Annotated in this window: 24 protein-coding genes, 3 tRNA genes and 1 pseudogene; 16 read left to right on the top strand and 12 right to left on the bottom strand. The window is 72.3% G+C overall.

Annotated elements, in window-relative coordinates; all coding sequences use genetic code 11:
* Window positions 1-89: 89 nt before the first annotated feature.
* The 5 genes from gyrA to ATJ97_RS11225 all read left to right on the top strand — a co-directional run bounded on the left by gyrA (window position 90) and on the right by ATJ97_RS11225 (window position 3,847).
* Window positions 90-2,783, top strand: coding sequence for a DNA gyrase subunit A (gyrA, locus tag ATJ97_RS11240; RefSeq protein ID WP_425432786.1), 2,694 nt, complete (start codon window positions 90-92; stop codon window positions 2,781-2,783).
* Between the two features lie 227 nt (window positions 2,784-3,010).
* Window positions 3,011-3,358 carry a DUF3566 domain-containing protein gene (locus ATJ97_RS20815; protein WP_483866847.1) on the top strand — a complete coding sequence of 116 codons (348 nt, stop codon included), beginning with the start codon at window positions 3,011-3,013 and terminating at the stop codon, window positions 3,356-3,358.
* Between the two features lie 126 nt (window positions 3,359-3,484).
* Window positions 3,485-3,558: transfer RNA gene (locus ATJ97_RS11230), tRNA-Ile, on the top strand.
* A gap of 49 nt (window positions 3,559-3,607) precedes the next feature.
* Window positions 3,608-3,745 (top strand): DLW-39 family protein, encoded by a 138-nt coding sequence (locus ATJ97_RS19820; RefSeq protein WP_170037395.1) that lies wholly within the window; start codon window positions 3,608-3,610, stop codon window positions 3,743-3,745.
* A 29-nt stretch (window positions 3,746-3,774) separates the two neighbouring features.
* Window positions 3,775-3,847 (top strand) — tRNA-Ala (locus ATJ97_RS11225).
* A 149-nt stretch (window positions 3,848-3,996) separates the two neighbouring features.
* On the opposite strand, the gene ATJ97_RS11220 is transcribed toward ATJ97_RS11225, so the two are convergent.
* Window positions 3,997-4,866, bottom strand: a complete 870-nt coding sequence (locus ATJ97_RS11220; RefSeq protein ID WP_098483815.1) for a hypothetical protein — start codon at window positions 4,864-4,866, stop codon at window positions 3,997-3,999.
* A gap of 241 nt (window positions 4,867-5,107) precedes the next feature.
* Between ATJ97_RS11220 and ATJ97_RS11215 the strand changes: the two genes are divergently transcribed.
* Together ATJ97_RS11215 and ATJ97_RS11210 are read left to right on the top strand one after the other, a co-directional pair.
* Window positions 5,108-5,629, top strand: coding sequence for a peptidylprolyl isomerase (locus tag ATJ97_RS11215; RefSeq protein WP_098483814.1), 522 nt, complete (start codon window positions 5,108-5,110; stop codon window positions 5,627-5,629).
* Window positions 5,630-5,633: 4 nt separating this feature from the next.
* Complete coding sequence (locus tag ATJ97_RS11210) at window positions 5,634-6,485, top strand: rhomboid family intramembrane serine protease (protein WP_098483813.1); 852 nt, start codon at window positions 5,634-5,636, stop codon at window positions 6,483-6,485.
* A 1,231-nt stretch (window positions 6,486-7,716) separates the two neighbouring features.
* Here the strand turns inward: ATJ97_RS11210 and ATJ97_RS11205 are convergent.
* A complete protein-coding gene (locus ATJ97_RS11205) occupies window positions 7,717-7,968 on the bottom strand; it encodes a cell division protein CrgA (RefSeq protein WP_098483812.1) in 252 nt (83 codons plus the stop codon).
* Window positions 7,969-8,225: 257 nt separating this feature from the next.
* Between ATJ97_RS11205 and ATJ97_RS11200 the strand changes: the two genes are divergently transcribed.
* Entirely contained in the window at window positions 8,226-8,906 is a 681-nt protein-coding gene (locus ATJ97_RS11200; protein ID WP_245862401.1) for a DUF881 domain-containing protein, read from the top strand.
* Window positions 8,907-9,006: 100 nt separating this feature from the next.
* A complete protein-coding gene (locus ATJ97_RS11195) occupies window positions 9,007-9,627 on the top strand; it encodes an aminodeoxychorismate/anthranilate synthase component II (protein WP_098483810.1) in 621 nt (206 codons plus the stop codon).
* A 172-nt stretch (window positions 9,628-9,799) separates the two neighbouring features.
* On the opposite strand, the gene pknB is transcribed toward ATJ97_RS11195, so the two are convergent.
* The 7 genes from pknB to ATJ97_RS11160 are packed head-to-tail and all read right to left on the bottom strand — an operon-like array spanning window position 9,800 to window position 18,491.
* Complete coding sequence (gene pknB / locus ATJ97_RS11190; RefSeq protein ID WP_098485407.1) at window positions 9,800-11,662, bottom strand: Stk1 family PASTA domain-containing Ser/Thr kinase; 1,863 nt, start codon at window positions 11,660-11,662, stop codon at window positions 9,800-9,802.
* Between the two features lie 2 nt (window positions 11,663-11,664).
* Window positions 11,665-13,113: a serine/threonine-protein kinase gene (locus ATJ97_RS20405; RefSeq protein ID WP_245862398.1), complete on the bottom strand. Its 1,449-nt coding sequence runs from the start codon at window positions 13,111-13,113 to the stop codon at window positions 11,665-11,667.
* Window positions 13,110-14,552 carry a peptidoglycan D,D-transpeptidase FtsI family protein gene (locus ATJ97_RS11180; protein ID WP_098483809.1) on the bottom strand — a complete coding sequence of 481 codons (1,443 nt, stop codon included), beginning with the start codon at window positions 14,550-14,552 and terminating at the stop codon, window positions 13,110-13,112. The genes ATJ97_RS20405 and ATJ97_RS11180 overlap by 4 nt, the downstream gene beginning before the upstream one ends.
* A complete protein-coding gene (locus ATJ97_RS11175) occupies window positions 14,549-16,006 on the bottom strand; it encodes an FtsW/RodA/SpoVE family cell cycle protein (RefSeq protein WP_098483808.1) in 1,458 nt (485 codons plus the stop codon). Before ATJ97_RS11175 ends, ATJ97_RS11180 begins: the two co-directional genes overlap by 4 nt.
* Window positions 16,006-17,289 carry a protein phosphatase 2C domain-containing protein gene (locus ATJ97_RS11170; RefSeq protein WP_098485406.1) on the bottom strand — a complete coding sequence of 428 codons (1,284 nt, stop codon included), beginning with the start codon at window positions 17,287-17,289 and terminating at the stop codon, window positions 16,006-16,008. The genes ATJ97_RS11175 and ATJ97_RS11170 overlap by 1 nt, the downstream gene beginning before the upstream one ends.
* Window positions 17,290-17,294: 5 nt before the next feature.
* Complete coding sequence (locus tag ATJ97_RS11165; protein WP_098483807.1) at window positions 17,295-17,774, bottom strand: FHA domain-containing protein FhaB/FipA; 480 nt, start codon at window positions 17,772-17,774, stop codon at window positions 17,295-17,297.
* A gap of 3 nt (window positions 17,775-17,777) precedes the next feature.
* On the bottom strand, window positions 17,778-18,491 hold the full coding sequence (locus ATJ97_RS11160) for an FHA domain-containing protein (RefSeq protein WP_098483806.1): 714 nt from the start codon (window positions 18,489-18,491) through the stop codon (window positions 17,778-17,780).
* Between the two features lie 345 nt (window positions 18,492-18,836).
* On the opposite strand from ATJ97_RS11160, the gene ATJ97_RS11155 reads away from it, so the two are divergent.
* The 4 genes from ATJ97_RS11155 (at window position 18,837) to ATJ97_RS11140 (ending at window position 21,504) form a co-directional block, all read left to right on the top strand.
* A tRNA-Leu gene (locus ATJ97_RS11155) sits at window positions 18,837-18,920 on the top strand.
* A gap of 338 nt (window positions 18,921-19,258) precedes the next feature.
* Window positions 19,259-20,122 (top strand): hypothetical protein, encoded by an 864-nt coding sequence (locus tag ATJ97_RS11150; RefSeq protein ID WP_143426999.1) that lies wholly within the window; start codon window positions 19,259-19,261, stop codon window positions 20,120-20,122.
* Between the two features lie 169 nt (window positions 20,123-20,291).
* Window positions 20,292-20,606 carry a WhiB family transcriptional regulator gene (locus tag ATJ97_RS11145; RefSeq protein WP_098485405.1) on the top strand — a complete coding sequence of 105 codons (315 nt, stop codon included), beginning with the start codon at window positions 20,292-20,294 and terminating at the stop codon, window positions 20,604-20,606.
* 466 nt (window positions 20,607-21,072) lie between these two features.
* Complete coding sequence (locus tag ATJ97_RS11140; protein ID WP_143426998.1) at window positions 21,073-21,504, top strand: hypothetical protein; 432 nt, start codon at window positions 21,073-21,075, stop codon at window positions 21,502-21,504.
* A gap of 44 nt (window positions 21,505-21,548) precedes the next feature.
* Here ATJ97_RS11140 and ATJ97_RS11135 read toward each other — a convergent pair whose 3' ends face one another.
* The 3 genes and pseudogenes from ATJ97_RS11135 to ATJ97_RS11125 all read right to left on the bottom strand — a co-directional run bounded on the left by ATJ97_RS11135 (window position 21,549) and on the right by ATJ97_RS11125 (window position 22,825).
* Window positions 21,549-21,926, bottom strand: a complete 378-nt coding sequence (locus ATJ97_RS11135; RefSeq protein WP_143426997.1) for a hypothetical protein — start codon at window positions 21,924-21,926, stop codon at window positions 21,549-21,551.
* Window positions 21,927-22,015: 89 nt separating this feature from the next.
* Window positions 22,016-22,482 (bottom strand): annotated as a pseudogene (locus ATJ97_RS11130) (cytidine deaminase family protein).
* A 109-nt stretch (window positions 22,483-22,591) separates the two neighbouring features.
* Complete coding sequence (locus ATJ97_RS11125; protein ID WP_098483802.1) at window positions 22,592-22,825, bottom strand: hypothetical protein; 234 nt, start codon at window positions 22,823-22,825, stop codon at window positions 22,592-22,594.
* A 243-nt stretch (window positions 22,826-23,068) separates the two neighbouring features.
* Between ATJ97_RS11125 and ATJ97_RS19505 the strand changes: the two genes are divergently transcribed.
* From ATJ97_RS19505 to ATJ97_RS11105, 3 genes are all read left to right on the top strand, one after another.
* Complete coding sequence (locus ATJ97_RS19505; RefSeq protein WP_143426996.1) at window positions 23,069-23,485, top strand: hypothetical protein; 417 nt, start codon at window positions 23,069-23,071, stop codon at window positions 23,483-23,485.
* A gap of 79 nt (window positions 23,486-23,564) precedes the next feature.
* Window positions 23,565-23,867 carry a hypothetical protein gene (locus ATJ97_RS11110; RefSeq protein ID WP_143426995.1) on the top strand — a complete coding sequence of 101 codons (303 nt, stop codon included), beginning with the start codon at window positions 23,565-23,567 and terminating at the stop codon, window positions 23,865-23,867.
* Window positions 23,868-24,205: 338 nt separating this feature from the next.
* Complete coding sequence (locus ATJ97_RS11105) at window positions 24,206-24,484, top strand: glutaredoxin (RefSeq protein ID WP_098483798.1); 279 nt, start codon at window positions 24,206-24,208, stop codon at window positions 24,482-24,484.
* Window positions 24,485-24,509 lie beyond the last annotated feature (25 nt).

Raw genomic sequence — 24,509 nt, 5'->3', positions numbered from 1 at the left:
ACCCGGACCACTCGCGGCGCACCGGCCGCGACCTCCAGACGAGAAGGACACCCGTGACCCAGCCACCCGAGGACCAGGGACCCACCGAGCTGCCGGAGGGCACCGAGGACCCGGTGGTCGCCCTGCGCGACCACGTCGAGCAGGTGGACCTGCAGCTCGAGATGCAGCGTTCCTACCTGGACTACGCGATGTCGGTCATCGTCTCCCGCGCGCTGCCGGACGTGCGCGACGGGCTCAAGCCGGTGCACCGCCGCGTGCTGTACGCGATGTACGACGGCGGCTACCGCCCCGACTCGAGCTTCTCCAAGTGCTCGCGCGTCGTCGGGGAGGTCATGGGGCAGTACCACCCCCACGGCGACACCTCGATCTACGACGCCCTGGTGCGGCTGGTCCAGCCGTGGTCGATGCGCTACCCGCTCGTCGCCGGCCAGGGGAACTTCGGCTCCCCGGGCGACCTCGGGGCCGCGGCCCCCCGGTACACCGAGTGCAAGATGGCGCCGCTGGCCCTGGAGATGGTCCGCGACATCGACGCGGAGACCGTCGACTTCCAGGACAACTACGACGGCCGCAACCAGGAGCCGGTCGTCCTGCCGGCACGGTTCCCGAACCTGCTGGTCAACGGGTCCGAGGGCATCGCCGTCGGCATGGCCACGCGCATCCCGCCGCACAACCTGCGGGAGGTGGCCGAGGGCGTGAAGTGGTTCCTCGAGCACCCCGAGGCCACCAAGGAGGAGCTCCTCGGCGAGCTCATGCTCCGGATCAAGGGTCCCGACTTCCCCACCGGGGCGATGATCCTGGGCCGCAAGGGCATCGAGGAGATGTACCGCACCGGCCGCGGGTCCATCACCCAGCGCGCCGTGGTGACGGTCGAGGAGATCCAGGGCCGGCAGTGCCTGGTGGTCTCCGAGCTCCCGTACCAGGTCAACCCGGACCGGCTCTCCCAGAAGATCGTCGACGGCGTCAAGGACGGCAAGATCACCGGCGTCGCGGACATCCGCGACGAGTCCTCGGGCCGTAACGGCCAGAAGCTCGTGATCGTCCTCAAGCGCGACGCCGTGGCCAAGGTCGTGCTGAACAACCTGTACAAGCACACCCAGCTGCAGGACAACTTCCCGGCCAACATGCTGGCCCTGGTCGACGGCGTGCCGCGCACCCTCAGCCTGGACGGTTTCGTCCGGCACTGGGTGAACCACCAGATCGACGTCATCGTCCGCCGCACGCGGTTCTTCCTGCGCAAGGCGGAGGAGCGGATCCACATCCTGCGGGGGCTGCTGAAGGCCCTCGACGCCCTCGACGAGGTCATCGCCCTCATCCGTCGCTCGCCCACCGTGGAGGAGGCGCGCACCGGCCTGATGGAGCTCCTCGACATCGACGAGATCCAGGCCGAGGCGATCCTCACCATGCAGCTGCGCCGCCTCGCGGCCCTGGAGCGCCAGAAGATCCTCGACCAGTACCAGGAGGAGGAGGCGAAGATCCGGAACTTCAAGGCGATCCTCGCCTCCCCGGAGCGGCAGCGCGAGATCGTCGGCGAGGAGCTGACCACGATCGTCGACAAGTACGGCGACGACCGGCGCACGACGATCGTGCCGTTCGACGGCGAGATGTCCATCGAGGACCTCATCCCCGAGGAGGAGGTCGTCGTCACCATCACCCGCGGCGGCTACGCCAAGCGCACCAGGACCGATAACTACCGGTCCCAGCGCCGCGGCGGGAAGGGCGTGCGGGGGGCACAGCTCCGCGAGGACGACATCGTCGAGCACTTCGGGGTCACGACGACGCACCACTGGCTGCTGTTCTTCACGAACCTCGGCCGCGTGTACCGGGCCAAGGGCTACGAGCTGCCCGAGGGCGGCCGCGACTCCAAGGGCCAGCACGTGGCCAACCTGCTCGCGTTCCAGCCGGGCGAGTCGATCGCCCAGGTGGTCGCCCTGCGCGACTACGACCAGGCCGAGTACCTCGTCCTGGCCACCCAGCGCGGCCTGGTGAAGAAGACCCGCCTGCAGGAGTACAACACCAACCGCTCCGGCGGCGTCATCGGCATCAACCTGCGTGAGGACGACGAGGGCAACCCCGACCGCGTCATCGCCGCCCGTCTGGTCAACCCCGAGGACGACCTGCTCCTCGTCTCCCGCAAGGGCCAGTCCCTGCGGTTCACCGCCACCGACGAGGCGCTGCGCCCCATGGGCCGCGCCACCTCCGGCGTGACGGGGATGAAGTTCCGCGACGGCGACGAGCTCCTCGCGATGGACGTCCTGAAGGACTGGTACGAGAACTCCGCCCTGCTGGTGGTCACGGAGGGCGGCTTCGCCAAGCGCACCGACGTCTCCGAGTACCGCGTCCAGGGCCGCGGCGGCCTCGGCGTGAAGGTCGCCAACCTCGTCGAGGCCCGCGGTGACCTCGTCGGTGCCCTGCTGACCGGGCCCGACGACGAGGTCATGGTCATCATGGAGAGCGGCAAGGTGGTCCGCTCCGCCGTCAACGAGATCAACCTGACCGGCCGGAACACCCAGGGCGTCACCTTCGCCCGGCCGGACAAGGGCGACCGGATCATCGCCGTCGCCCGCAACGTCCAGCGCGAGGTCGACGCGCAGGTCGGCGTGGAGGGCTCGCCCGCCACCGGCGAGACGGCCGGGTCCGACGACACCGCCGCCACCGGCTCGACCCCGGAGGAGACGCCGACGTCCGGCGACACCGCCGCGGCAGCGCTGACGGCGGAGGAGTCCGACGCGGTAGCGTCGTCCCCTGAGGATGCCGCCGACGGCAGTGACGGAGGAGACGCATGAGCAGCACCACTCCTGGTAGGGACGGCAGCCCGCCGCCCCCACCTCCGCCCGGCGACGACCGCTCGAGCACGCAGACGCTGCGCCGCAGCGTCACCGACAGGTTCGGGGCACCGGGCGGCCACGCGGGTGACGCGCCGTCCGCCGGCTCCGCGCGGTCCGCGACCTCCGCGGGCGAGGCGCCCGGCACCGCCGCGCGGCCGGCCCCGGTCGCCGGCGGCCCGCGCCGCGTGCGGCTCTCGGTCTCCCGCATCGACCCCTGGTCGGCGATGAAGCTGTCGTTCCTGCTGTCCGTCGCGCTGGGCATCATGATCGTCGTCGCCGCGGCCCTGGTGTGGTTCGTGCTGGACTCCATGCAGGTGTTCGCCGACATCGAGGACCTGCTCGTCTCGATCGGGTCGGAGAGCTTCCTGCAGCTGATGGACTACCTCGCGTTCGACCGGGTCATGTCCTTCGCCACGATCGTCGGCGTCGTGGACATCCTGCTGCTGACCGCGCTCGGCACCATCGGGGCGTTCCTGTACAACATCGTCGCCGCGCTCGTCGGCGGCCTGCACATGACCCTGACGGACGACTGACCGGGTCCCGTGACTCTCGTCACCCGGGCCGGGATCGGTTTGGGACGAGCGCGGGCTCTGGGATAGTCTTGCTGCCGCGCACAGCGCACGCCCCCCAAGGATCTTCTGGTCCTGCCGGGTCGGCGGGGGCCTATAGCTCAGTCGGTTAGAGCGCTTCCCTGATAAGGAAGAGGTCGCTGGTTCGAGTCCAGCTAGGCCCACCCCGTACCGCCCCTGCGGGCCCCGAGGGGCATCACAGGAGGTACCGACGTGAAGAAGGCACTGATGCTGACCGCGGCTGCGATCGCGGGCTACGTCGCCTGGATCAAGGTTCGGCAGGACCGCGAGGAGCGGGACCTGTGGGCAGAGGTCACGGACAGCTTCGGCGAGCAGCCGCCCGCCCGCTGACCGCAGCACCCGCACCGCCAGGTGCGCAGGGGGCCATGGCGCAATTGGTAGCGCACCTGCTTTGCAAGCAGGGGGTTACGGGTTCGAGTCCCGTTGGCTCCACCGGACGAGGCCGCGACCTGCAGAGGTCGCGGCCTCGACTCGTGCACGCGTCTGCGCCGACTCGTGCACGCGTCTGCGCGCCCACCGCCGCACGCACGAGGCCCCGGCGAGCAGCTGCTCACCGGGGCCTCGGCACACGCTCTCGGGCGTCAGACGGTGCTCGTGCCGCCACCCTCCTGGTCGGGCTTCGCCTTGTCGGACTCCCACGACTGGCCCGGCTTGGCCGTGTCCTTCGCCTCGGACAGCTTGTCCTTGATCTCGCCGGCCTTCTCCTTGGCCGTCGCGGCGGCGCCACCGGCGGCGGACTTCGCCTTCTCCGCCGCGCCCGGCTCGGTCGAGGCTGCCGGCGAGGTGACCGTGGTGTCCTCCCAGTACTCCTCCGCCCACGGGTCGTCCACCGGCTGGCTCCGGCGCCACAGCAGGTAGCCGGTGCCGGCGGCCGCGGTGCCCACGAGCACCCAGCCGAGCGTCTTGCCGAACACGTGGCCGCCCTTCTTGGGCTCCTCGGCCAGCGCCTTGCGCGTGGCCTTGCCGGCCTTGGACGCCGCGGCAGCCTTGGCGCCACCCTTCGTGACCGCCGCAGCGGCCTTGGCACCCTTGGCGGCCTTGGCGGCCGCCTTGCCGTTCGCCGTCGCGGCGGCGTCGGCGGCGTCGTGCATGGCCTTCTGCACGCGGGGCAGGTAGTCGTCCACGATCCGCTCGTAGGCGTTGTCGACGACGGGGCGGACGGCCTCGGTGGCGTGCTCGACCTTCGGCGCGGTCGCCTTGACGGTCTCGCGCCACGCCTTGTCGACCTTCGGCCCGGCCCAGGCGGCGGCGGCCTCGACGCGCGGGGTCGCCCACTCCTTCCCCTGCTCGGCCAGGTGTGCTGCATGCTGACCGGCGAGCGCGGCCTGCTTGGCGGCCAGCGTGGCCTGCTCCTGTGCGATGGCACCGAGCTCCGCGGCCTGCTTACGCATCCGCTCCACGTCGATCTTGCGGACGTGCTCCGCCTCGATGGTCTTGCGCTTGCCCGACATGTGCTCTCCCTGATCGTCTCGAAGGACAGGTCCTGCGGCGGTGCGGACCACGGCGTGGTCCGCACTCCTGTGACCCATCTTGCACTCTCTCGCATCAACGTGCCCGCTCTTGGATCGTTCCGGGGCCGGCGCCGGCCGCGCACGTGGATCCCGGTGCCTGCTCTGGGTCGGAGGTCCCGGCCCGACGGCGGAGGCTGGACCCGCCGTGCCGCCGGGCGCCCGGGCGTGCGAGGATCGGGGCATGGAAGCCACTCTGCACACCTCCGCAGGCGACATCACCGTCGAGCTCTACCCGAACCACGCGCCGAAGACGGTCGCGAACTTCACCGAGCTCGCCACCGGCAGGCGGACCTGGACCGACCCCGCCACCGGCGAGCAGACCAACCGTCCGCTCTACGACGGCGTGATCTTCCACCGAGTGATCCCGAACTTCATGATCCAGGGCGGGGACCCGCTCGGGACCGGTACCGGCGGCCCCGGCTACCAGTTCGACGACGAGATCCACCCCGAGCTGAACTTCACCGAGCCCTACATCCTGGCCATGGCGAACGCCGGCAAGCGCATGGGCAAGGGAACGAACGGCTCGCAGTTCTTCATCACCACCGCGCCCACCACCTGGCTGCAGGGCAAGCACACGATCTTCGGCAAGGTCGTGGACCAGGCCTCGCGAGCCGTCGTCGACAAGATCGGCAGCACCGCCACGGGACCCATGGACCGTCCCGTCGAGGACATCACCATCAACTCGGTGACCGTCACCGAGTAGCGGCATGACGGAGCAGGCTCCCGGGCAGATCGGCACCCCGCAGGTGCCGGTCTGCCCTCGTCACCCCGACCGGGTCTCGTACGTCCGCTGCCAGCGCTGCCAGCGGCCCGCCTGCCCCGAGTGCCAGCGCCCGGCAGCCGTCGGGATCCAGTGCGTCGACTGCGTCAACGAGGCGCGGTCGCGGGTCCCCACGACCCGCACGGTGCTGGGCGGGCGGGCCCGCGAGGGCCGCCCCGTCGTCACCATCACGATCATCGCGCTGTGCGTGGTGGTCTACCTCGCCCAGCGGGTGCCGGGCCTCATGGTCACCCCCAGCTTCATCTTCATGCCGGCCCTGGGCGACCAGCAGCCCTACCGGTTCCTCAGCTCCGCGTTCCTCCACGGCGGCACGCTGCACCTCGCCCTGAACATGTACGCCCTGTGGCTGGTGGGCTCGGTTCTCGAGCCCGCCCTCGGCCGATGGCGGTTCGTGTCGCTGTACGTGCTCTCGGCCATCGGCGGGTCCGTGGCGGTGCTGCTGCTGGCCGACCCGTCCGGGCCCTCGTGGAGCACGTCCGTCGTCGGCGCGTCCGGCGCGGTGTTCGGACTGTTCTCCGCGATCTTCCTCGTCATGCGACGGCTCGGCCGGGACGCGACGCAGATCCTCGTGCTCATCGCACTGAACTTCGTGATCGGCTTCGTCGTCGCCGGCATCTCGTGGCAGTCCCACCTGGGCGGCGCCGTCACCGGTGCCGCGCTGGCGGCGGCGTACGCCTATGCTCCGCGCCGGCACCGCACGCTCGTGAGTGTGGCTGCGACGGTCGCGGTCGCCCTCCTCCTGGTGGTGCTCACGGTCGCTCGGTACGCCGCGGTCTGAACCGCCAGGCGTAGCCGCCGGACGGACGCAGCCCGGCTCAGGATCAGCGACGTGCTGGTGGCAGCGTGCCGCTCCCGCAGCGTCCCCGCGCAACTGGCGCGCCCCGAAGGCGAAGGGCGCGACCGGCCCGCTGTCGCGTGAGGCCGGCCGTCGCCGACAGCTCTCTGGCACCCGCCACAGACAGAGGCCCCGGGCCGCTGACGGCTCCCCGTCTCGTCCGTCCGGACGTCGGAGCCGCGCGCTGAGGACCTCGGCCGGTCCGGATGTCTGAGGCGGGAGAGATGCTGCCCCACGGCGGGGTCGTGACCCGGACGGGGCCGCTCCACCCGGGTCACGATGTGCTGCCCCGGCGGCCGGGCGGCGACTCTGTCCACAGGGGTTTCCCCAGCTGGGGACAATGACAGCGATGTAAGTTTCCACCGCTGTGCGCACAACTGTGGATAACCCCCGTGAACGGGTCCACAGGTGTGAAGAACCCTGTGGAGAACTACACCGGTGTTATTTCCTTCGCCCAGCGCCTCCTGAGCGCCGGAATTCCGGGCAGAACTGGCCGTCCGCGGAAGGCCCCGGACCGGTTTCCCTGAGCGGCTGTCCATAGGGCCGCGCACCATCTCCCCACATGTCCACAGATGCCCGTGTGGACAGCGCTCCGACCAGCATGGCTCTGCGTCCACCGCATGTGGACGGCCTGGTCCAGAGGTGTGGACCAGTGTGGGTTGCGGCCCGGCACACCCCGGAGAACGCCCCGACTGGCCCGCGACCAGGTGGAGGCGGCGGACGTGGGAGCGGGACCTGGCAGCAGTGAAGGGCGGACGTCCGCCGCGCCGACGCTTCGCACCGCTGCCGGGGAGAGGCGGTCGTGGTGACGCACGCAGACCCTGGCGACGTCGTCGAGGGACGGAGCCCGATGCGCGGTGCGTCTGGCCATGGGCCGGGCAGGAGTCACGCCGGACGGCGTGCCACCAGGGGGACGCGGCCGGAGGCGGGACGAAGCGCCGCCGTGGAGAGTCGTGCTCGGACGGCCCAGGCGGCGTGGACCGCCGGCGCAACCGGTGCGTGACGGGGCGTCCGGTGGGGTCGCTGGGGGCGGCGCGCAGGGCGGCGCCAGTGCCGGCCCAGTACCGGCCGGACGGCTGGCCTCAGTGGCCCGCCGACGCCCGTCCGAGGAGCCGGCAGGGGCCGGCCCGGGCCGTCGCCGGTGCAGGCCTGGTGAGGAGAAGGCTGCGGCGCCTCAGCGCCACCGCAGGGTCATGAAGAAGCCCACGATCATCACGCCGAAGCCGATGGCGAGGTTCCAGTTCCCCAGGCTGGGGACCGGCAGGTTGCCCTTGGTCAGGTAGGTCAGCACCACGAACACGAGGCCGAGCACCATGAGGGTCACCATGGTCGGCGCCCACCACCGCGGGCTCGCGGCAGGGGTCGCCGCCGGGCGCGGCTGGTTGCCGTTCGGGGTGACCTTCTTGCGCTTCTTGGACTCCGGCATCCTGCTTCTCCTCACGGGCGCTCCCCGAAGGGGGCCCACGTGTCTGCGCCCGGGGAGCTCCCGGGCACACGTCGCCGGCGCGACCCTTGGGCCGTGCCGATCACCTACCGTAGTGTCGCATGCACAGGACGCGGTTCATCCACGGCGCCGCGTCGGCCGGGAGGAGGACAGTGGGCGCTTCTCCCGCTCCGGCACCCGGCGCCCACGGGGGCCGGCGTCGGCGCCCGTGGTCCCGCCTCTCGCTCGGGACAGGACTTGTGGGTCTGGTCGCGGGGCTGCTGTTCGCCGCCAACGCCTCGGTCTTCGCCGACGACGGTCTCCGGCAGCCGCAGGACCTTCAGGGACTGGCACGGGCAGAGGCCGACCGCCTCGAGCAGCTCGAGGAGGAGAACGCCGACCTGCGCGCGGACATCGCGCCCTATCTCGAGGGTGAGACAGGGGACGAGGCGGGCGCCGACCCGTCGACCGACGGGCCTCCCCCCGCCGCCGTCGGGCTCGAGGCAGTCCACGGCCCCGGTGTCGAGGTGCAGCTCTGGGACGCTCCCCACGGTGACGGCAGCCCCGCCGGCTTCGCCCCCGACGACCTGGTGGTGCACCAGCAGGACCTCGAGGCCGTCATGAACGCCCTGTGGGCCGGCGGTGCCGAGGCCATGGCCGTGCAGGGCCACCGTGTCGTGTCGACGACCGGGGTGCGCTGCGTCGGCAACGTGCTGCACATCGCCGGCCGGACGTACTCCCCGCCGTACGTCATCCAGGCCGTCGGCGACCCCCACGCCCTCGAGGCGGCGCTCCACGCCTCACCCGGCGTCGCCGTCTACCTCCAGTACGTCGAGGCCGTGGGGCTCGGCTGGTCGGAGACCCGGCAGTCCGAGCTCCAGCTGCCCGCCTACTCCGGGACGATGTCGCTGCAGCACGCCGAGGTGCTGGAGGACGCGTGAGAGCCGGACCGATCGTGATGCGCCCGCGCAGGCGTGGTACCTATCTTCTGCGACCCTCCCAGGGCCGTGAACCAGCAGTCAGAACCGTGGGAGCGCACTGATGTCCCGGATCCTCGTCGTCGACAACTACGACAGCTTCGTCTACACCATCGTCGGCTACCTCCAGCAGCTGGGGGCCGAGACGACGGTGGTGCGTAACGACGCCGTGCCCGAGACCCTCGACGGCTACGACGGCGTGCTGGTCTCCCCCGGGCCCGGGACGCCCAAGGAGGCCGGCTCCTCGATGGAGGTCATCGAGGAGTGCGCGACGCGCGAGCTGCCCATGCTGGGGGTGTGCCTGGGCCACCAGGCTCTCGGAGAGGTGTTCGGCGGGGTCGTCACCCACGCGCCGGAGCTCATGCACGGCAAGACGTCCGACGTCACGCACGGCGGGACCGGCGTCTTCGCCGGACTCGCGAGCCCGTTCACGGCGACCCGCTACCACTCGCTAGCCGTCGTCCGCGACACCGTGCCGGAGGAGCTGGAGATCACGGCGGAGACGGCCACGGGGATCGTCATGGGCCTTCAGCACCGCTCCCTGCCGCTCCACGGCGTGCAGTTCCACCCCGAGGCGGTCCTCACCCAGGGCGGGCACCGGCTGCTGGCCAACTGGCTCGCGGTGACCGGCGACGACGACGCGGTCGCCCGCTCCGAGGGCCTCGCCCCGCTCGTCCGCCGCTGATCCACCTCGGCGGTCGGTCACCGGCCCCAGAGGCGGTCGACCCGCCCCTGCGGTCGTTCGCCGGCCCCGGCGACCGCCGAGCGGCACCGGAGGCCGCTGACAGGGCCCAGACCTTCGTCGACCGACCCGGCAGACCCGGGACCGGCCGCGAAGAGGGCTGGCGCCTGCGTCGTCAGCCGGTGTTGCCCGGGTTGTCGGTGTTGCCGTTGTTCCCGTCGGAGGGCGCCCCGTCCGACGGCTGGTCGGACGGCGGCGCGCTGGTCTCGGACGGCGACGGCTCCGGGCTCGGCTCGGGTGGCGGCGCGGTGGCGACCGTGAGCGTGACGGTGGTGCCGCGCTGGACGGCGCCCGCGGGGTGGGACTGCTGGACGACCTTGCCGGGGTCGGCCTCGCCGGTCTGCTGCTGGGTGATGCGCACGTTGAGGTCGAGCTCCGACAGCTTCGCGGAGGCTTCCTCCTCGGGCATGCCGCGCAGGTCCGGCAGGTCGACGAAGTTGCTGGCGACGGTGAGGTTCACGCGCGAGCCGGGGGCTGCGGACTTGCCGGCGGCCGGGTCCGTGGCGACGACGTCGCCCGGTGCGGCCTTGGGGTCGTTCACCTCGTTGACGGATCCCGACGCCAGGCCGGCGGCCTCGAGCGCGTTCGCCGCCTGCTCCTGGCTCATGCCGACGACGTTCGGGACCTCGACCGCCTCGGGGCCTGAGGAGAACGCGATCTCGACCTTCGTCCCGACCGGGACGTTCTCGCCGACCGCCGGGTTCGACTGGACGAACAGCCCCTCCTCGACGGTGTCGGAGGGAACGTCGTCGACGATGCTCGGGACGAGATCGACCGCCTCGAGCTTCTGGCGGGCAGCCACCTGGTCGAGCCCGGCCATGTCGGGCACCTGGACCATCTCGGGTGGCGGCGGCTCCTGGTTGCCCGGGTTCATCACGAGCGCGACGATGCCGACCGCGGCCGCCACGCCGAGCAGCGCCACCAGCCAGATCCACCAGCGGGACTTCTTCTGCTCCTCGTCCTCCCCCGGGGCGGCAGGTGGCGGTGCGCCCGTGCGCGTCGCGGTGCCCGCGGAGCTCATCATGCGCGTCGCCTCGGCCGCGGCCAGCGGGGTGGTGACCGCGGTGGCGGCCGCTCCGCCCGCCGCGCCCCACACGGCCGTCGCAGGCGCCTCGACCCGGCCGCCGCGCACGGCGGCGAGCAGGTCGGCGCGCATGTGCGCCGCGTCGGAGTAGCGGTCGTTCCTGTCCTTGGCGAGGGCCTTCAGGACGACGCGGTCGAGCACCTCCGGGATGTCCGGGGTCACGCTGGACGGCGTCTTCGGGGTCTCCCCCACGTGCTGGTACGCGACGGCGAGGGCCGAGTCACCGGTGAAGGGCGGCTGCCCGGTGAGCAGCTCGTACAGGAGGCAACCGGTGGAGTACAGGTCGGAGCGGGCGTCCACCACCTCGCCGCGCGCCTGCTCCGGGGAGAGGTACTGGGCGGTGCCGACGACGGCGTGGGTCTGCGTCATCGTCGCGGCGGAGTCCGTCATCGCGCGGGCGATGCCGAAGTCCATGACCTTCACCTGCCCGGTGGGGGTCAGCATGATGTTCCCGGGCTTGATGTCCCGGTGGACGATGCCCTCGCGGTGCGAGTACTCCAGCGCCGAGAGCACGCCGACGACGATCTCGACGGCCTCCTCGATCGGCACGGGGTCGCCGCCGGAGAGGAGGCTGCGCACCGTGTGCCCCTCGACGTACTCCATGACGATGAACGGCACGGTGATGTGCTGGCCGCTCGGTGTGGCGACCTGCTCCTCACCGGTGTCGTAGACGGCGACGATGGAGGGGTGGTTCAGCGCCGCGGAGGACTGAGCCTCGCGGCGGAAGCGCGCCTGGAAGGTCGCGTCGCGGGCCAGGTCCGAGCGCAGCACCTTGATCGCGACGGTGCGGGAGAGGCGGTTGTCGTACCCGATGTGCACCTCGGCCATGCCGCCGCGCCCGATCAGCTCACCGACCTCGTAACGCCCCGCAAGCACGCGCGGGATCTCGTCCACCACTAGTCGTCCTTCACTGAGATCGTGGGATAGGGAACCGCCGGTCCTCCGGCGGCGGAGCTGTCGGCGCCGCCCAGACTACCCAGGGCGGCGGCGACCAAGATCGTGAGCACCAGCAGGATGACCGCCATCGACCCCAGCCAGACCCGGTCGGAGGCCAGCTCCGCCCACGTGGGCAGCCGCCACCGCGAGGCGGGTGCGGCGCCCTGGCGGCGCGCCGGGTCGGCGGGATCGACGTCGGGGGCGAGGCGACCGACCACGGCGACGAGCTTCCGGCGCACGGCGACGGCCCTCCGGCGCAGCTCGGCGGACCGGCCGCCGGCCGACCGGAGCTCGCGGCGGGTCTGGATCACGGGCACGGCGGGGCTGACGACCTCAGGCGTCGCGACGGCCGAGCGAGACCCGGCGGACCGGGTACGGGCCGGGGTGGAGGCGGGACGGGACTCCGCGGACCGGGTACGGGCCGGGGTGGAGGCGGGACGGGACTCCGCGGACCGCGCGCGGGCGGGGCCGGGGGCGGCGCGGGTGGCCGTGGGCGGGGTGGCGAGCAGCGTGCGCACCGCGGACGAACCGTTCCGCGGCTCGGGCTGGCCACGACGTGACCGCCGCGGGCTGCCCGCGTAGAGCGCGGCCTCGAGCTCGCGCGCGCACACCAGCGCGCTCGCCGGCCGCCCGGCCGGGTCCTTCGCGAGCATCCGCTCGACGACGGCGGCCACAGGCGCCGGCACGCTGGCGGGCAGCGGCGGGAGCGGCTGGTTGACGTGCGCGAACGCGATGTCCACCTGCGTGGACCCGGTGAACGGGCGGTGCCCCACGAGGCACTCGTACGCGAGGATGCCGAGCGCGTACACGTCGCCGGCGGGGGTGGCCGCCCGGCCCATCGCCTGCTCGGGCGGGAGGTACTGCGCCGTGCCCATGACCATGCCGGCGGACGTCATGGGCGCCTGGTTCGTGCCCAGCGAGATGCCGAAGTCGGTCAGCTTGACGGTGCCCTCGGGCGTGATCATGACGTTCGCGGGCTTGACGTCCCGGTGCACCACGCCGGCGGTGTGGGCGGCGTGCAGGCCGCGGCACGCCTGGACCAGCAGCGGCACCAGCTCCCCCGCGGAGAGGGTTTCCTCGCGGTCCAGCCGGTCGGCGAGCGTCTCGCCGAGCACGAGCTCCATGACCAGGTAGCCGGAGCCCTCCTGCTCGCCGTGGTCGAGGAGCATCGCCACGTTCTGGTGCTGCAGGCCGGCCGTGTTGCGCGCCTCGGTGCGCAGCCGGGCGAGGAACAGCGCGTCGCCCACCAGCTCCGGGCGCAGCACCTTCGCGGCGACGGTCCGCCCGAGCCGGCGGTCGACCGCCTGCCACACCTCGCCCATGCCGCCGACGGCGATGCGGGTGGTGAGCTCGTACCGCCCGCCGAGCAGGAGCCCGGTGCGCGGGGCCATGGGCGTCGTCGGGGTCATCGCAGCACCGCCTCCATGACCGCGCGGGCCACGGGACCGGCGTTGGTGCCGCCGTCGCCCCCGTTCTCCACGACGACGGCGACCGCGACCTCCGGGTCGTCGGCCCCGGCGAAGCCGAGGAACCAGGCGTGCGGGGCGACGTCGGCGGAGATCTCGGCGGTGCCGGTCTTGCCGGCCACCTTCACGCCGGGGATCTGCGCGGCGGTGCCGGTGCCGTTCGCGACGACCTCGACCATCATCTCGGTGAGCTTGTCCGCCGTCTCGGGGCTGACCGACTCGCGCAGCTCCTTCGGCTGGGTGGTGCCGACGACCTCGAGGTCGGGCGAGAGCTCCCGCGCCACGAGGTACGGCTGCATCTGCACGCCGTCGTTGGCGACGGCGGCGGCGACCATCGCCATCTGCATCGGGGTGACCCGCACGTCCGACTGCCCGATGCCGCTCATCGCCAGCTGGGGCGGCGTCGGCTCGGCGGGGAAGCGGGACGGGGTGACCTTCAGCGGGATCTCCAGCGGCTCGCCGAAGCCGAACGCCTCGGCCTGCGCCCGGAGCGTCTCCTCGCCCATGTCCATCGCCAGCTGGGCGAACGTGGTGTTGCAGGACTGCCGGAACGCGGTGACGAGCGGGACCTCGCCGGAGCCGTCGCCGCAGGCCCGCTTCAACGGGTTCTGGATGATGTGGCTCGTCTGCGGCAGGGACAGCTCCGTGGGGCCGGGCACGAGCGTGTCCGGGGTCATGCTGCTGTCTTCCTCGAGCGCGGCGGCCGCGGTGATGACCTTGAACACCGAGCCGGGCGCGTACTGGTCGCCGGCGATGGCGCGGTTGACCAGCGGCTTGTCCGGGTCCTCGGTCAGGGCGGCCCAGGCTGCCTCGGCGTCCTCACGGTTGTGGGTGGCGAGGGAGTTGGGGTCGAAGCTCGGGCTGGAGACCATGGCGAGGACCGCCCCGGTCCTCGGGTCGAGCGCGACGACGGCGCCCTTGCGGTCCCCCAGCGCCGCGGCGGCGGCCTGCTGGGCGACCGGGTCGAGGGTCAGCTCGACGGCGCCGCCCTGCGGCTGCTGGCCGGTCACCAGGGTCTGGATCCGCTGGAGCAGCAGTGAGCTGGAGGTGCCGTTGAGGATCTCGTTCTCGGTCTGCTCCAGGCCGGTCAGGCGGTTGAAGGCGGTGGAGAAGTACCCCGTGGTGTGCGCGTAGAGCGCGCCCGGGGAGTACGAGCGCTGGTAGCCGTACACGTCGTCGACCGGGGTGGAGGTCGCCACCGACTCCCCGGCGACGACGATCGGCCCGCGGTCGCGGCCGTACTCGCGGTAGACGGTGCGGACGTTGCGGGAGTCGTTGTTGAGCGCCCCGGCCTGGAAGAACTGCACGGAGGTCGCGGAGACCATGAGTGCGAGGAACATGAGGGCGACGACGGTCGCCAGGCGGCGGATCGGCTGGTTCACAGGCGCACCACCTCCGTCTCCTGGCCGTCGGTCGGCTCGGGGCCGCGGCGACCGCCGTCGCCCACCTCGACCGGGGCGGCGGGGGCCGCGTCCTCGGGCGCCGGCTCCGGGGCGGGCGGGGCTGGCCGCCGGGCGGCGTCGGAGATGCGCAGGAGCAGGGCGACGATGATCCAGTTCGACACCAGGGAGGAACCGCCGAGCGCCAGGAACGGCGTCGTCAGGCCGGTGAGCGGGATGAGCCGGGTGACGCCGCCGACGACGACGAACACCTGGAACGCCAGCACGAACGCCAGCCCGGAGGCGAGCAGCTTGCCGAACCCGTCACGCACCCCGATGGCCGCGCGCATGCCACGCTGGGCCAGCACCAGGTACAGCAGCAGGATCGCGAGCATGCCCGTCAGGCCGAGCTCCTCGCCGAGGGAGGCGACGATGAAGTCGGAGTTCGCGTACGGGACCAGCTGCGGGTACCCGTACCCCCACCCGGTGCCGGTCAGGCCGCCGGACGCCATGCCGAACAGGCCCTGGACCACCTGCCCGGACCCGCCGGGGCTGCGGTTGTAGATCTCCGGCTCGAGGGCGTGGAGCCAGACGTCGAAGCGGGCGCCGACGTGCGGGAACAGTGCGGCCGCGGTGACGGCGCCGCCCGCGAACAGCGCCAGGCCGATGAGGACCCAGCTCAGCCGCTCGGTGGCCACGTAGAGCATGGCGACGAACAGCCCGAAGAACAGCAGAGAGGTGCCGAGGTCGCGCTCGAGGACGAGGACCGCGAGGGAGACGCCCCAGGCCAGCAGGATCGGCCCGAGGTCACGGGCCCGGGGCAGCTGCAGCCCGAGCACCTTCGGACCCGCGAGGGCGAGGGTGTCGCGGTTGGTGACGAGGTAGCCGGCGAAGAACACGGCCAGGACGATCTTGCCCAGCTCGGCCGGCTGGAACGACATGCCCAGCAGGCTGATCCAGATGCGGGCGCCGTTGATGCTCACCCCGAGGCCGGGCACCAGCGGCAGCACGAGGAGCACGAGGCCGACGACCATGGCGGTGTAGGTGTAGCGGCGCAGCACCCGGTGGTCGCGCAGGAACCACAGCACCGCGACCGCGGCCACGACGCCCACCAGCGTCCACATCAGCTGCCGGTCCGCGTCCCCGCCGTCGCCGCCCCGGGCGGTCATGGCCAGGTCGATCCGGTAGATCATCGTCAGCCCGATGCCGTTGAGCGCCACCACGATGGGCAGCAGCACAGGGTCGGCGTAGGGCGCCTTCCACCTGACGAGCATGTGCGCGGCCAGCGCCAGGAGCGCCAGCCCGCCCGCGCGGGTGGCGAGGTTGGCGGGCAGCTCGCCGCTGACGGCGAGCGAGACCTGGGCGTACGCGCCGACGACGAGCACGAGGGCGAGGCCGAGCAGCGCCAGCTCGGCGCCGCGGCCCGTCCGCGCCCGCTGCTGGGTGACGATGGCCATCAGGCGGGCTCCGTCGTCGGGGAGGCGCTGGGGGACGGCGAGGCCGTCGGGGACTCGGTGGGCTCCGCCGTCGGGGCAGGCTCGGCGAGGGACTCGCGCAGGTTCGCCACGACCTCCTCCGCGTCCGCGAGCGAGGACCGCGTGATCGGGCTCTGCAGGCGGTCCTGGGCGACCGGCGTGAGCTGGTCCACGCGCAGGTCGGTGCGTTCGTGCAGGCTCGCCAGACGGACCGGCCCCACCTCCTGCGGGATGCCCCGGTAGATGGCGACGTAGTCGCCGTAGGGCGAGACGAAGTACTGGGTCTGCGTCCACGAGTACCCCGCGTACCCGAGCCCGGCGAGGGTGCCCAGGACGAGGATTGCGGCGACGATCCGGCCGATCCACCTCCGCGCACGGGACGGGGCGGGATCGTCGTCCTCCTCGGGGGTGTCCGGGGAGGCGGCGCGGGCGACGTTCGTCAGGGCCGCCGCGCGTGCCGCGGCCCCACCCCCGCCGCGCGTGCCGCGCAGCCGGTCCTTCGCGGCCGCGCCGACCACCTGCGGTGAGTTGTCGGGTGAGCCGTCCGCCACGACGTCGGCGACGACGCAGGTGACGTTGTCCGGCCCGCCGGCGCGCAGGGCGAGGTTGATGAGGTCGTCCGCGCACTCGCCCGGGTCGCTGACGGTCTGGAGCGTCTCGGCGATGGTCTCGTGGGAGACGACGCCGAACAGGCCGTCCGAGGCGAGCAGCCAGCGGTCGCCGGGTAGGGCCTCGCGGAGGGACTCGTCGAGCTGGACCTCGCTGTCGTTGTCGCCCAGGGCGCGCAGGATGACGTTGCGCTGCGGGTGGCGCTCGGCCTGCTCCGGGGTGAGGCGGCCGGTGGAGACGAGGTACTGCACGAAGGTGTGGTCGGTGGTGACCTGGGTGAGCTCGCCGTCGCGCAGCAGGTAGGCGCGGGAGTCGCCGATGTGGACCATGGCGAGCTTGTTCCCCGCGCGCAGCACGGCGATGCAGGTGGTGCCGAGGCCGGCGAGCTCCGGGTCGGCCTCCGAGCGCCGGATGAGCTCGTCGTGCGCCGCGCCGACGGCGGAGCGCAGGAGGTCCAGGAGGTCGTCGGCGCTGTGGGCGTCGTCGAGCTCGGCGAGGTGGGCGACGGCCACCGAGGACGCGATGTCGCCGCCGGCCGGACCGCCCATGCCGTCGGCGAGGACGAGCAGGTGCGGTCCGGCGTAGCCGGAGTCCTGGTTCGACGCGCGGACGAGGCCGACGTCGGACCGGGCGGCGAAACGCAGCTGGACGGGCACGGGGCTCACCGGCGCAGCTCGATGAGGGTCTGGCCGATCCGCACCGGGGTGCCGGGCGGTACCTGCACCGGCTGGGTGATGCGGTCACCGGCGACGACGGTGCCGTTGGTGGAGCCGAGGTCCTCCACCCACCACGCGCCGTCCTTGGGGAAGAAGCGCGCGTGCCGGTTGGAGGAGTAGTCGTCGTCGAGCACCAGGGTGCAGGCGGGCGCGCGGCCGACCAGCACGGCCGAGGGGCCGAGCGGGATGGTGGTCCCGGCGAGCGGGCCCTGGGTCACGACGAGGCGCGTCGGGGCGTTACGGGGCGGACGCGCGGGGCGGGCGTCCGCCGTCGTCCGGCGGGAGGGGCGGCTGCGGCCGGGGCCGCGGGCGGTGACCCGGGTGCCGAAGAGGTCCTTGCGCAGCACTCCCAGGGCGGCGAGGACGAACAACCACAGCAGGATGAGGAAGCCGAAGCGCAGCAGGGTGACGACGAGCTCGCTCAAGCGTCACCTGCCGCCGTCGTCGGGCTCGTCGGCACCGGTCCAGAACATGATGCGGGTGCGTCCGACCGTGATGGTGTTGCCGTCGACGAGGGTGGCGGCGTCGACCCGGTGGCCCTCGACGAAGGTGCCGTTGGTGGAGCCGAGGTCGGTGGCGATGACGCCCGCGGGGGTCACGCGGATCTCGAGGTGACGACGGGAGACGCCGGAGTCGTCGACGACGATGTCCGCCTCGCTGCCGCGACCGATGACCGTGACCGGCCCGGTGAGCAGGTAGCGCTGGCCGTCGATGTCGACGATGGGGTGGCGCGAGGTGGCGACCGGCGAGGTGGCGGGGGCGACCGCGCCGCGGCGGGTGGCCGACCGGACCTGGAACCGCCCGGTGGTGAGGGACTCGTCCTGGGCGAAGCTCACCTCGACCGGGCCGACGAAGGAGTAGCGCTGGGAGGAGGCGTGCTCGGTGGCCGCGCCCACCATCTCGTCGGCAAGGGCGTCCGAGCCCCACTGCTCGACCTGCTCGAGGTCGGTCGGGGAGAGCTCGACGACGAACTCGTTGGGCACGACGGTGCGCCCCCGGGACACGGCGGCGGCGCGGTCGTCCATCTCACGGCGCACGGCGGAGGCGATCTCCACGGGTTTGACCTCGCTGCGGAACGCCTTGGCGAACGCGGCGCTGACGACGTGCTCCACGCCCTTCTCGAAGCGGTCGAGGACACCCATCGCGCACCTCCTTCCCCGGGGCGGGTCGCGGCCCGGATCGTGTCCGGCTCCTGCCGGCTCCTGTACCGGACCGTGCGGCCCGATGGTCCGTCCCCGGACTGGCCGTCCGGTGTCGCTCGCCGGGTGGCGCCCGGCACCGGCGCACAGGTCCGGCACGACGATCCTAACGAGGAGGGCTGCGAACAGCCGTATTGGGTCGACGGCGCGCGGGAGACCTCCGGGCCCCGCCGCACCAGGACGCGCCGTGCGGTCGGCGCAGGTGTCCAGGATCACGGCCGCGGGCGGGCGGACGGGTTCGGTGACGGACCGACGTGCGTGCTAACGTTTCCTTCGCTGTTCAAGCGAGCGCGAGTGGCGGAATAGGCAGACGCGCACGGTTCAGGTCCGTGTGCCCGAGAGGGCGTGGGGGTTCAACTCCCCCCTCGCGCACAGCAGAGAGTGGCGGAATCCCGGTGACTGGCCGGGGCTCCGCCACTCTTTTTGATGTATGACCTGAGCCCGGACCCCGGCCTGCCGCTGCGCGAGTGCCACATCGCCTCGAGCGCGCCGTCGCCGACGACGACGACGGCGACCAGGAGCACCGCCGGGCCGGCCCAGTGAAGGATGCGGTCGGCGGCCGCCTCGTCGCCCAGCCGCGGGCCGGAGGCCGGCGCACGGCGAGGACTGCTTCGAGCCGCGTCCCCAGTTGAAGGGGATCCCCGCTCGTTCGCCAGCGCGTCGGCGCGGTCGTCGCAACCATGGGGGTTCCTCGACGGAGGGGAGTGGCCATGGCCGCCGGCACGAAGACTGTCCAACCTGGCGCGGCAGCGCGAACCGCGACCCTGGTGCTGGTGGGGCTGCTGCGGGTGACCGGCGTACTGCTGCTCGGGGTGTCCGTGGTGTGGGGATGGCGGGCGTCCTGGGCCCGGTTCGGGGTGTGCTTCGGCGGTGCGGAGCCCGCGGTCGATCTGCCCGAGCCGCGCCGGGCGAGCGCGTGCGTGTACATGCAGGGTGACCTGTACGACCAGTACATGCCCGAGGTGCCGTGGGTGCCGATCGCGGACGCCGCACGGCTTGAGGGGCTCAGCCTGATGGCTCTCGGGGTGGGGCTTGCCCTGGTCGCCGCCTCGCTGGCGGGGCGGTGGTTCGTCTGGCTGCTGTCGCTCGTCGGGGGCTTGGGCATCGGTGCGGTCTGGGTCGCGATCGGGATCCCGGTGTGGCGGACCGCCCTGGCCGGGGAGCGGGTCGGGTACGAGGAGTACATGGCGGCGGTCTTGCTGACCTGGGGCACACCGTGGGTGACGACGGGCCTGGCGGTCCTGGCCTGGCGCTGGGGTGGCCGGGACGGGCGCCTGGTGGCGGCGTTCTGGGCGACGATGACGCTCGCCCAGCCGCTGCCGGAGGCCTTCATCACCCTGTTCCTGTGGCCCTCGCACGACACCTCTCCGCTGCACGGGATCTTCCGGTGCGTCCTGGTCGGCCTGGCCGCCCTGATGGTGCTGGTGTCGTTCCTGCCGCCGGCGTGGCGGAGCCGCTTCCTGGCCGGTCCGTTGAGGCGGGCGGGGAGCGGCATCGCGCGCGCGGCGGTGAAGGTGCAGCAGTGGGACGTGCGGGTGTCTCCGCGTCGCGACGGTGACGACCCGGTGGCCTGACCCGCGCATCGTTGCGGGCGCGTCTGTGAAGCGACGAAATACGCGTCGAACCTGCGCACTTTCCGGTCGGGTCTTCCAGCCGGTGGTTTCTGGTCACTAGCGTCCTGCTCGCGGCGCGGGTGCCGCACCCCTCACCCCTCTCGCAAGGACCACCACCGTGATCAAGTCGATGCCCTGGGCCCGCGACGCCGCGTGCACGAAGGCCCCGCCGGACGCCCTCTTCGTGCGGGGCGCCGCGCAGCGCTCCGCGCGTGAGCTCTGCTTCTCCTGTCCCGTCCGGATGCCCTGCCTCGTCGAGGCGCTGGAGTCGGAGACCGAGTTCGGGGTCTGGGGCGGGATGACCGAGCGGGAGCGCCGCGCGCTGCACAAGCGGTACCCCCGTGTCACCGACTGGGCGGCCTGGCTGGCCGAGCACCGTGACGACGTAGAGCCGCCGCAGGCGCGGGCCCGCCGGGCCCGGGCGCTGGCCGCCGTCACCGGCTGACCGCTCGGGATCGTCCGCTCATCATGGGGGACCGACACCAGTGTGCGGTGCGGTGCCTCCCGCTGATTGCCGTCGAGCTCTAGGTAGCCCTGCCGAGCTGGGCCGACGCTAGCGAGGCGGCCGTCGCCGCGGCTGCGGCACTCCGTGTCTCCGTAGGAAGAGGTGACGGGTCCCCGAGGCGCGCGAGGTGTCCGTGTCCGCCCGCCGCAGCCGGGGACGGATCCCCTTTCGGTCGAGGACGATGGCGATCGTCGAGGTCACGGCCCCGATGATGAGGAATACCGTCAGTCCGCCGGCCAGCCCCGTCATCGGGCACATGCTGGCTAGATACTGTCACGTCCGCCGAAAAAGGTCCGGGCGTCGTCGGCAACTGCCAGCATGTCGCCATGACACAGACCTCACGGCACGGGCGGTGCGCGGCACGGAGCTTCAGATTGCTGGTGCGGTCAACGTGAAGGTGCTGCGGTTGGCTGCGACCGCGCTGGTGCTCGCCGGATCGACGGCGGGCTGCAGCACCGGGTACTTCACGTTGGAGGAGAACCCGCCGGCCGCCGCGTGCGTGGCGCCGCACGTGAGCGTCGAGCCTGCCGTCGCGCGGCCGGGCGACGAGGTGACGGTCCGCGGCGTGGCGATGGTCGACGGGTGCGCCGACGCGATCAGCGTCGACGAGCACGGCAACCAGACGCCGAACGAGACGCAGTCTCCCATCGGTTCGATCGACGTCATTCTCCGCACCGGGGAGTTCGACATCGTGCTCGCGACGGTGGACGCGGACGCGAACGGCGAGTTCGAGGTGACGGTTGTCGTCCCGGAGGGCACACCGTCGGGGACCATGCAGGTGAGCACAGACGTCGAGCACACCGAGCCGGACGAGCTCGAGATCGTGCCCGAGTCCTAGGAGCACGGCAACGACCCCGCGCAACGTCCGGGGAGTGCCGCGCGTCAGTCCGTCACCGTGTGGACGAAGAACACCTCATCACCGCGCATGCACCGGTGCTCGAGATCGATGGAGCTGACCTCGTACGAGCCGCCGCCGAAGGCGACCTGGTCCCCGACCGTGAACGGCGCCCCGTCGACGGTCACGGTCTCAGCGTCCGGGTCCCAGGTGACGGTCTCGGGAAGTGCGACGGCGGCCGTGATGACGTTCTCGACATCGACGGCCAAGCAGCCGTCCTCGATCACCAGCGTGCCCGCGAGGCGAGCCTCGGGCGCGAAGTCGGCGCGCTGAAAGGTGGGAAACGGGAGATCGGCCGTCTGCCCTGCGGGCGGCGGGCTGACGGCGCACCCCACCAGCAGTCCCCAGGCAGCTGTTGCCAGCATCGCGGACCTCATCGTCACCGCCTCCGTGGTCGTGGCACCACCGTATCGAAGCAGGTGGGCGCGCGTCCCGACTCTTGCGGCGGTTCCGGCTAGGTGGCCGGCGCGGCCGAGGGGATCGGCTGCACCCCGTCGTCGAACGTCCGCCTCTGGGCCAAGGGCATCAGATCGCCGATCACGACGCTGCGAACCCGTGCTCGGTGGGGAGCAGAACGCGGATACCGGGGTGGTGGTCGAGGAGGACCTGGCGGTCCCTCCCGCACGGGCCGACCGGGCCTCGGCCGTGGTTGCCCACCGCGACGATGGTGGTGATCTCCTGGGCTCCGCCTGCACGGGCCGCGCCGAGGGCGACCAGCTCCGCGCAGGGTCCGCCGGTGAAGTGGTAGAGGTTGACGCCCGTGAACGTCCGTCCGTCCGCGGCGCGGACCGCCGCCCCCATGGTGTGGACGCCGTCCTCGTCCGGCCCGGCGTCGGTCGTGGCGTCGATCGTGGCGCGGGCGAGCTCCACGAGCTCCCACTCGTCGGCGGTCAGTTCGCGGGCGGACGCGGGTAGGGTCACCGCGCCAGCGTGCCACGAAGCGTTCGGTCAGCATGGCGAGCGGCCGTGGACACGCGGGCGAGCACCCGGTGACGGGGCTCCGCGCCGTCGGCCGTGCCGCCGAGATGCCCTAGGCGAACCTTGGCATGACCGTGCCGGTTCCGACGACGTAGATGAGCACCCCGACGATGCCCGTGGCAGCGATCCCGACCGCGGCGCCCGACAGTGCCCTCCCGGCCGGCCGCCGCACTCCGACGAGCCCCAGGACGAGGCCGAGGACGTCCAGGACGAGCACGATCCCCAGCGTGACGAGGGGGAACGTGTAGATGTTGTCGTAGTCGTAGGTGTACACCGCCCGACGCATGGCCCAAGGGGGGTCACCACGACCGAGACCCACGCGAGCACCGCTGCCATCACCGAGACGACCAGCGCCGCCCAGCCCACGCCGGAGCCCCGCGAGACCTGTGCGGGCGCCACTGACATCGCGTCCGGGTCCGTCCGCGCGTCGCCCATGCCCGAAGACTAGAGGTATCGGTGTTGTGCGTGTGGTCCGGCGTGGGGTGCTGCTATGAAGGGTTGCGCCCGCGCCGCTCCCTGAGGAGAACCGATGTCCCAGAGCCCGTACCAGCCGTACGAGCCGCAGCCCCCGTACCGGCAGGAGCCCTACCAGCAGGGCCCCTACCAGCAGGGCCCCTACCAGCAGCACCCGTACCAGGAGGGCCCGTACCCCGGGGCCGGCTACGGCCCGGCGACACCGCCGGCCCACGGCCACGACCGAGCCTCGGCCGACGCCAGCAGCGCCGCGACCCTCTCGATCATCTTCGGGGTCGTCGGCATCGTGCTGCTGCCGATTCTCGCCCCGTTGGCGGTCTGGCAGGCGAACAAGGCCGAGAAGCTCGGCACGCCCGCGACCGCCGGCAAGGTGCTCGGCTGGGTCGGCGTCGCGCTCCTCGTCGTCTACCTGCTGCTCGCGGTGCTGCTTGTCGTCTTCCTCGCCAACCTCGACCTGAGCGGGGTCTACTGACCGGCGGTTCCGCGTCGGCGACCGTGTACGACGGCTCTTGAGCGGCGTAGCGTGAACGCACCTCAACGGTGCGTCGACCATGAAGGTGATCGCTATGGCCGTGCTGGTGATGGCGCGACTGTCAGGTGACCCGGACGAGCTCGCAGAGAAGGTCCAGCAGCACCTCACTCCCGTGATGGACGAGGTGGCGCCGCCGCGGGGCGCGCTGTGGCACGCCCTCGCCAGGACGCCGGACGGCGTGATGGTCGTCGACGTCTGGGAGACCGCGGAGGGACTCGCCGGCACGCTCGGTGAGCAGCGGGTGCAGGACGCTATCGCGCAGGGTGCGCTGCCCGACCCTCAGATCGAGGTGTACGACCTCCTCGACCACCGCACGCTCTGAGCCTGTCGACAGCTCGACAGCTCGGCAGGTCGATGCGCTGCCGTGCACGGAACGGGCGTCCTGGCCCGACCACATGGTGGTGCCGGCGGACCAGCAGGATCGCCCCGGGGGAGAACGACCCTGCCGGCTCCGCCGGCTGGAGCCACCACACCATCGACGGCGGAGCCGGGTGTGCGTGTTCGCGGAGGATGCCGGGTTGAAAAGCGACCGCGGCAGGGTGAGGAGGCGCCCTGGAGAGACCACACCTTCGTACGCCGTCGGGACCGACGTCCCACAGTGACGGACGGCTGGGGGCCGATAGTCGAAGCGGACATTCGACCCATCTCAGGAGACCAGCCATGTCTGACCGATCCGCCACCGTCACACTGCTCACCGGACGCATCTGCCCGTACTACGCCGAGGTGCTGCACGTCCTCGACGAGGTCTCGAAGAGCTTCCCGCTCAAGATCCGTGAGGTTCTGGTGGGTTCCGTCGAGGCGGACGACCTCATCGAGGAGCACGCGCCGGCGATGCTGCCGCTGGTCCTGGTTGACGGCGCCTACCTCGGCGAGGGACCGCTGTCCCGCGAGACGTTGGAGCAGGTGCTGGCCGCACGCACCGCGGCGGCGCCCGCCTAGCGACCGTCCGCCTGCCCGGCCCTCG

It is taken from the genome of Georgenia soli, assembly GCF_002563695.1.
GTDB lineage: Bacteria > Actinomycetota > Actinomycetes > Actinomycetales > Actinomycetaceae > Georgenia > Georgenia soli.
The sequence above is the reverse complement of the archived record's forward strand: the minus strand, read 5'-3'. Positions and strand labels throughout refer to the sequence as shown.

Bases quoted from the DNA above. Each gene is read 5' to 3' on its own strand.
- ATJ97_RS11220 (WP_098483815.1), bottom strand. From the start codon at position 4,866: ATGTCGGGCAAGCGCAAGACCATCGAGGCGGAGCACGTCCGCAAGATC.
- ATJ97_RS11215 (WP_098483814.1), top strand. From the start codon at position 5,108: ATGGAAGCCACTCTGCACACCTCCGCAGGCGACATCACCGTCGAGCTC.
- ATJ97_RS11210 (WP_098483813.1), top strand. From the start codon at position 5,634: ATGACGGAGCAGGCTCCCGGGCAGATCGGCACCCCGCAGGTGCCGGTC.
- ATJ97_RS11205 (WP_098483812.1), bottom strand. From the start codon at position 7,968: ATGCCGGAGTCCAAGAAGCGCAAGAAGGTCACCCCGAACGGCAACCAG.
- ATJ97_RS11195 (WP_098483810.1), top strand. From the start codon at position 9,007: ATGTCCCGGATCCTCGTCGTCGACAACTACGACAGCTTCGTCTACACC.
- ATJ97_RS20405 (WP_245862398.1), bottom strand. From the start codon at position 13,113: ATGACCCCGACGACGCCCATGGCCCCGCGCACCGGGCTCCTGCTCGGC.
- ATJ97_RS11175 (WP_098483808.1), bottom strand. From the start codon at position 16,006: ATGGCCATCGTCACCCAGCAGCGGGCGCGGACGGGCCGCGGCGCCGAG.
- ATJ97_RS11160 (WP_098483806.1), bottom strand. From the start codon at position 18,491: ATGGGTGTCCTCGACCGCTTCGAGAAGGGCGTGGAGCACGTCGTCAGC.
- ATJ97_RS11150 (WP_143426999.1), top strand. From the start codon at position 19,259: ATGGCCGCCGGCACGAAGACTGTCCAACCTGGCGCGGCAGCGCGAACC.
- ATJ97_RS11145 (WP_098485405.1), top strand. From the start codon at position 20,292: ATGCCCTGGGCCCGCGACGCCGCGTGCACGAAGGCCCCGCCGGACGCC.
- ATJ97_RS11135 (WP_143426997.1), bottom strand. From the start codon at position 21,926: ATGCTGGCAACAGCTGCCTGGGGACTGCTGGTGGGGTGCGCCGTCAGC.
- ATJ97_RS11125 (WP_098483802.1), bottom strand. From the start codon at position 22,825: ATGCGTCGGGCGGTGTACACCTACGACTACGACAACATCTACACGTTC.
- ATJ97_RS19505 (WP_143426996.1), top strand. From the start codon at position 23,069: ATGTCCCAGAGCCCGTACCAGCCGTACGAGCCGCAGCCCCCGTACCGG.
- ATJ97_RS11110 (WP_143426995.1), top strand. From the start codon at position 23,565: ATGAAGGTGATCGCTATGGCCGTGCTGGTGATGGCGCGACTGTCAGGT.
- ATJ97_RS11105 (WP_098483798.1), top strand. From the start codon at position 24,206: ATGTCTGACCGATCCGCCACCGTCACACTGCTCACCGGACGCATCTGC.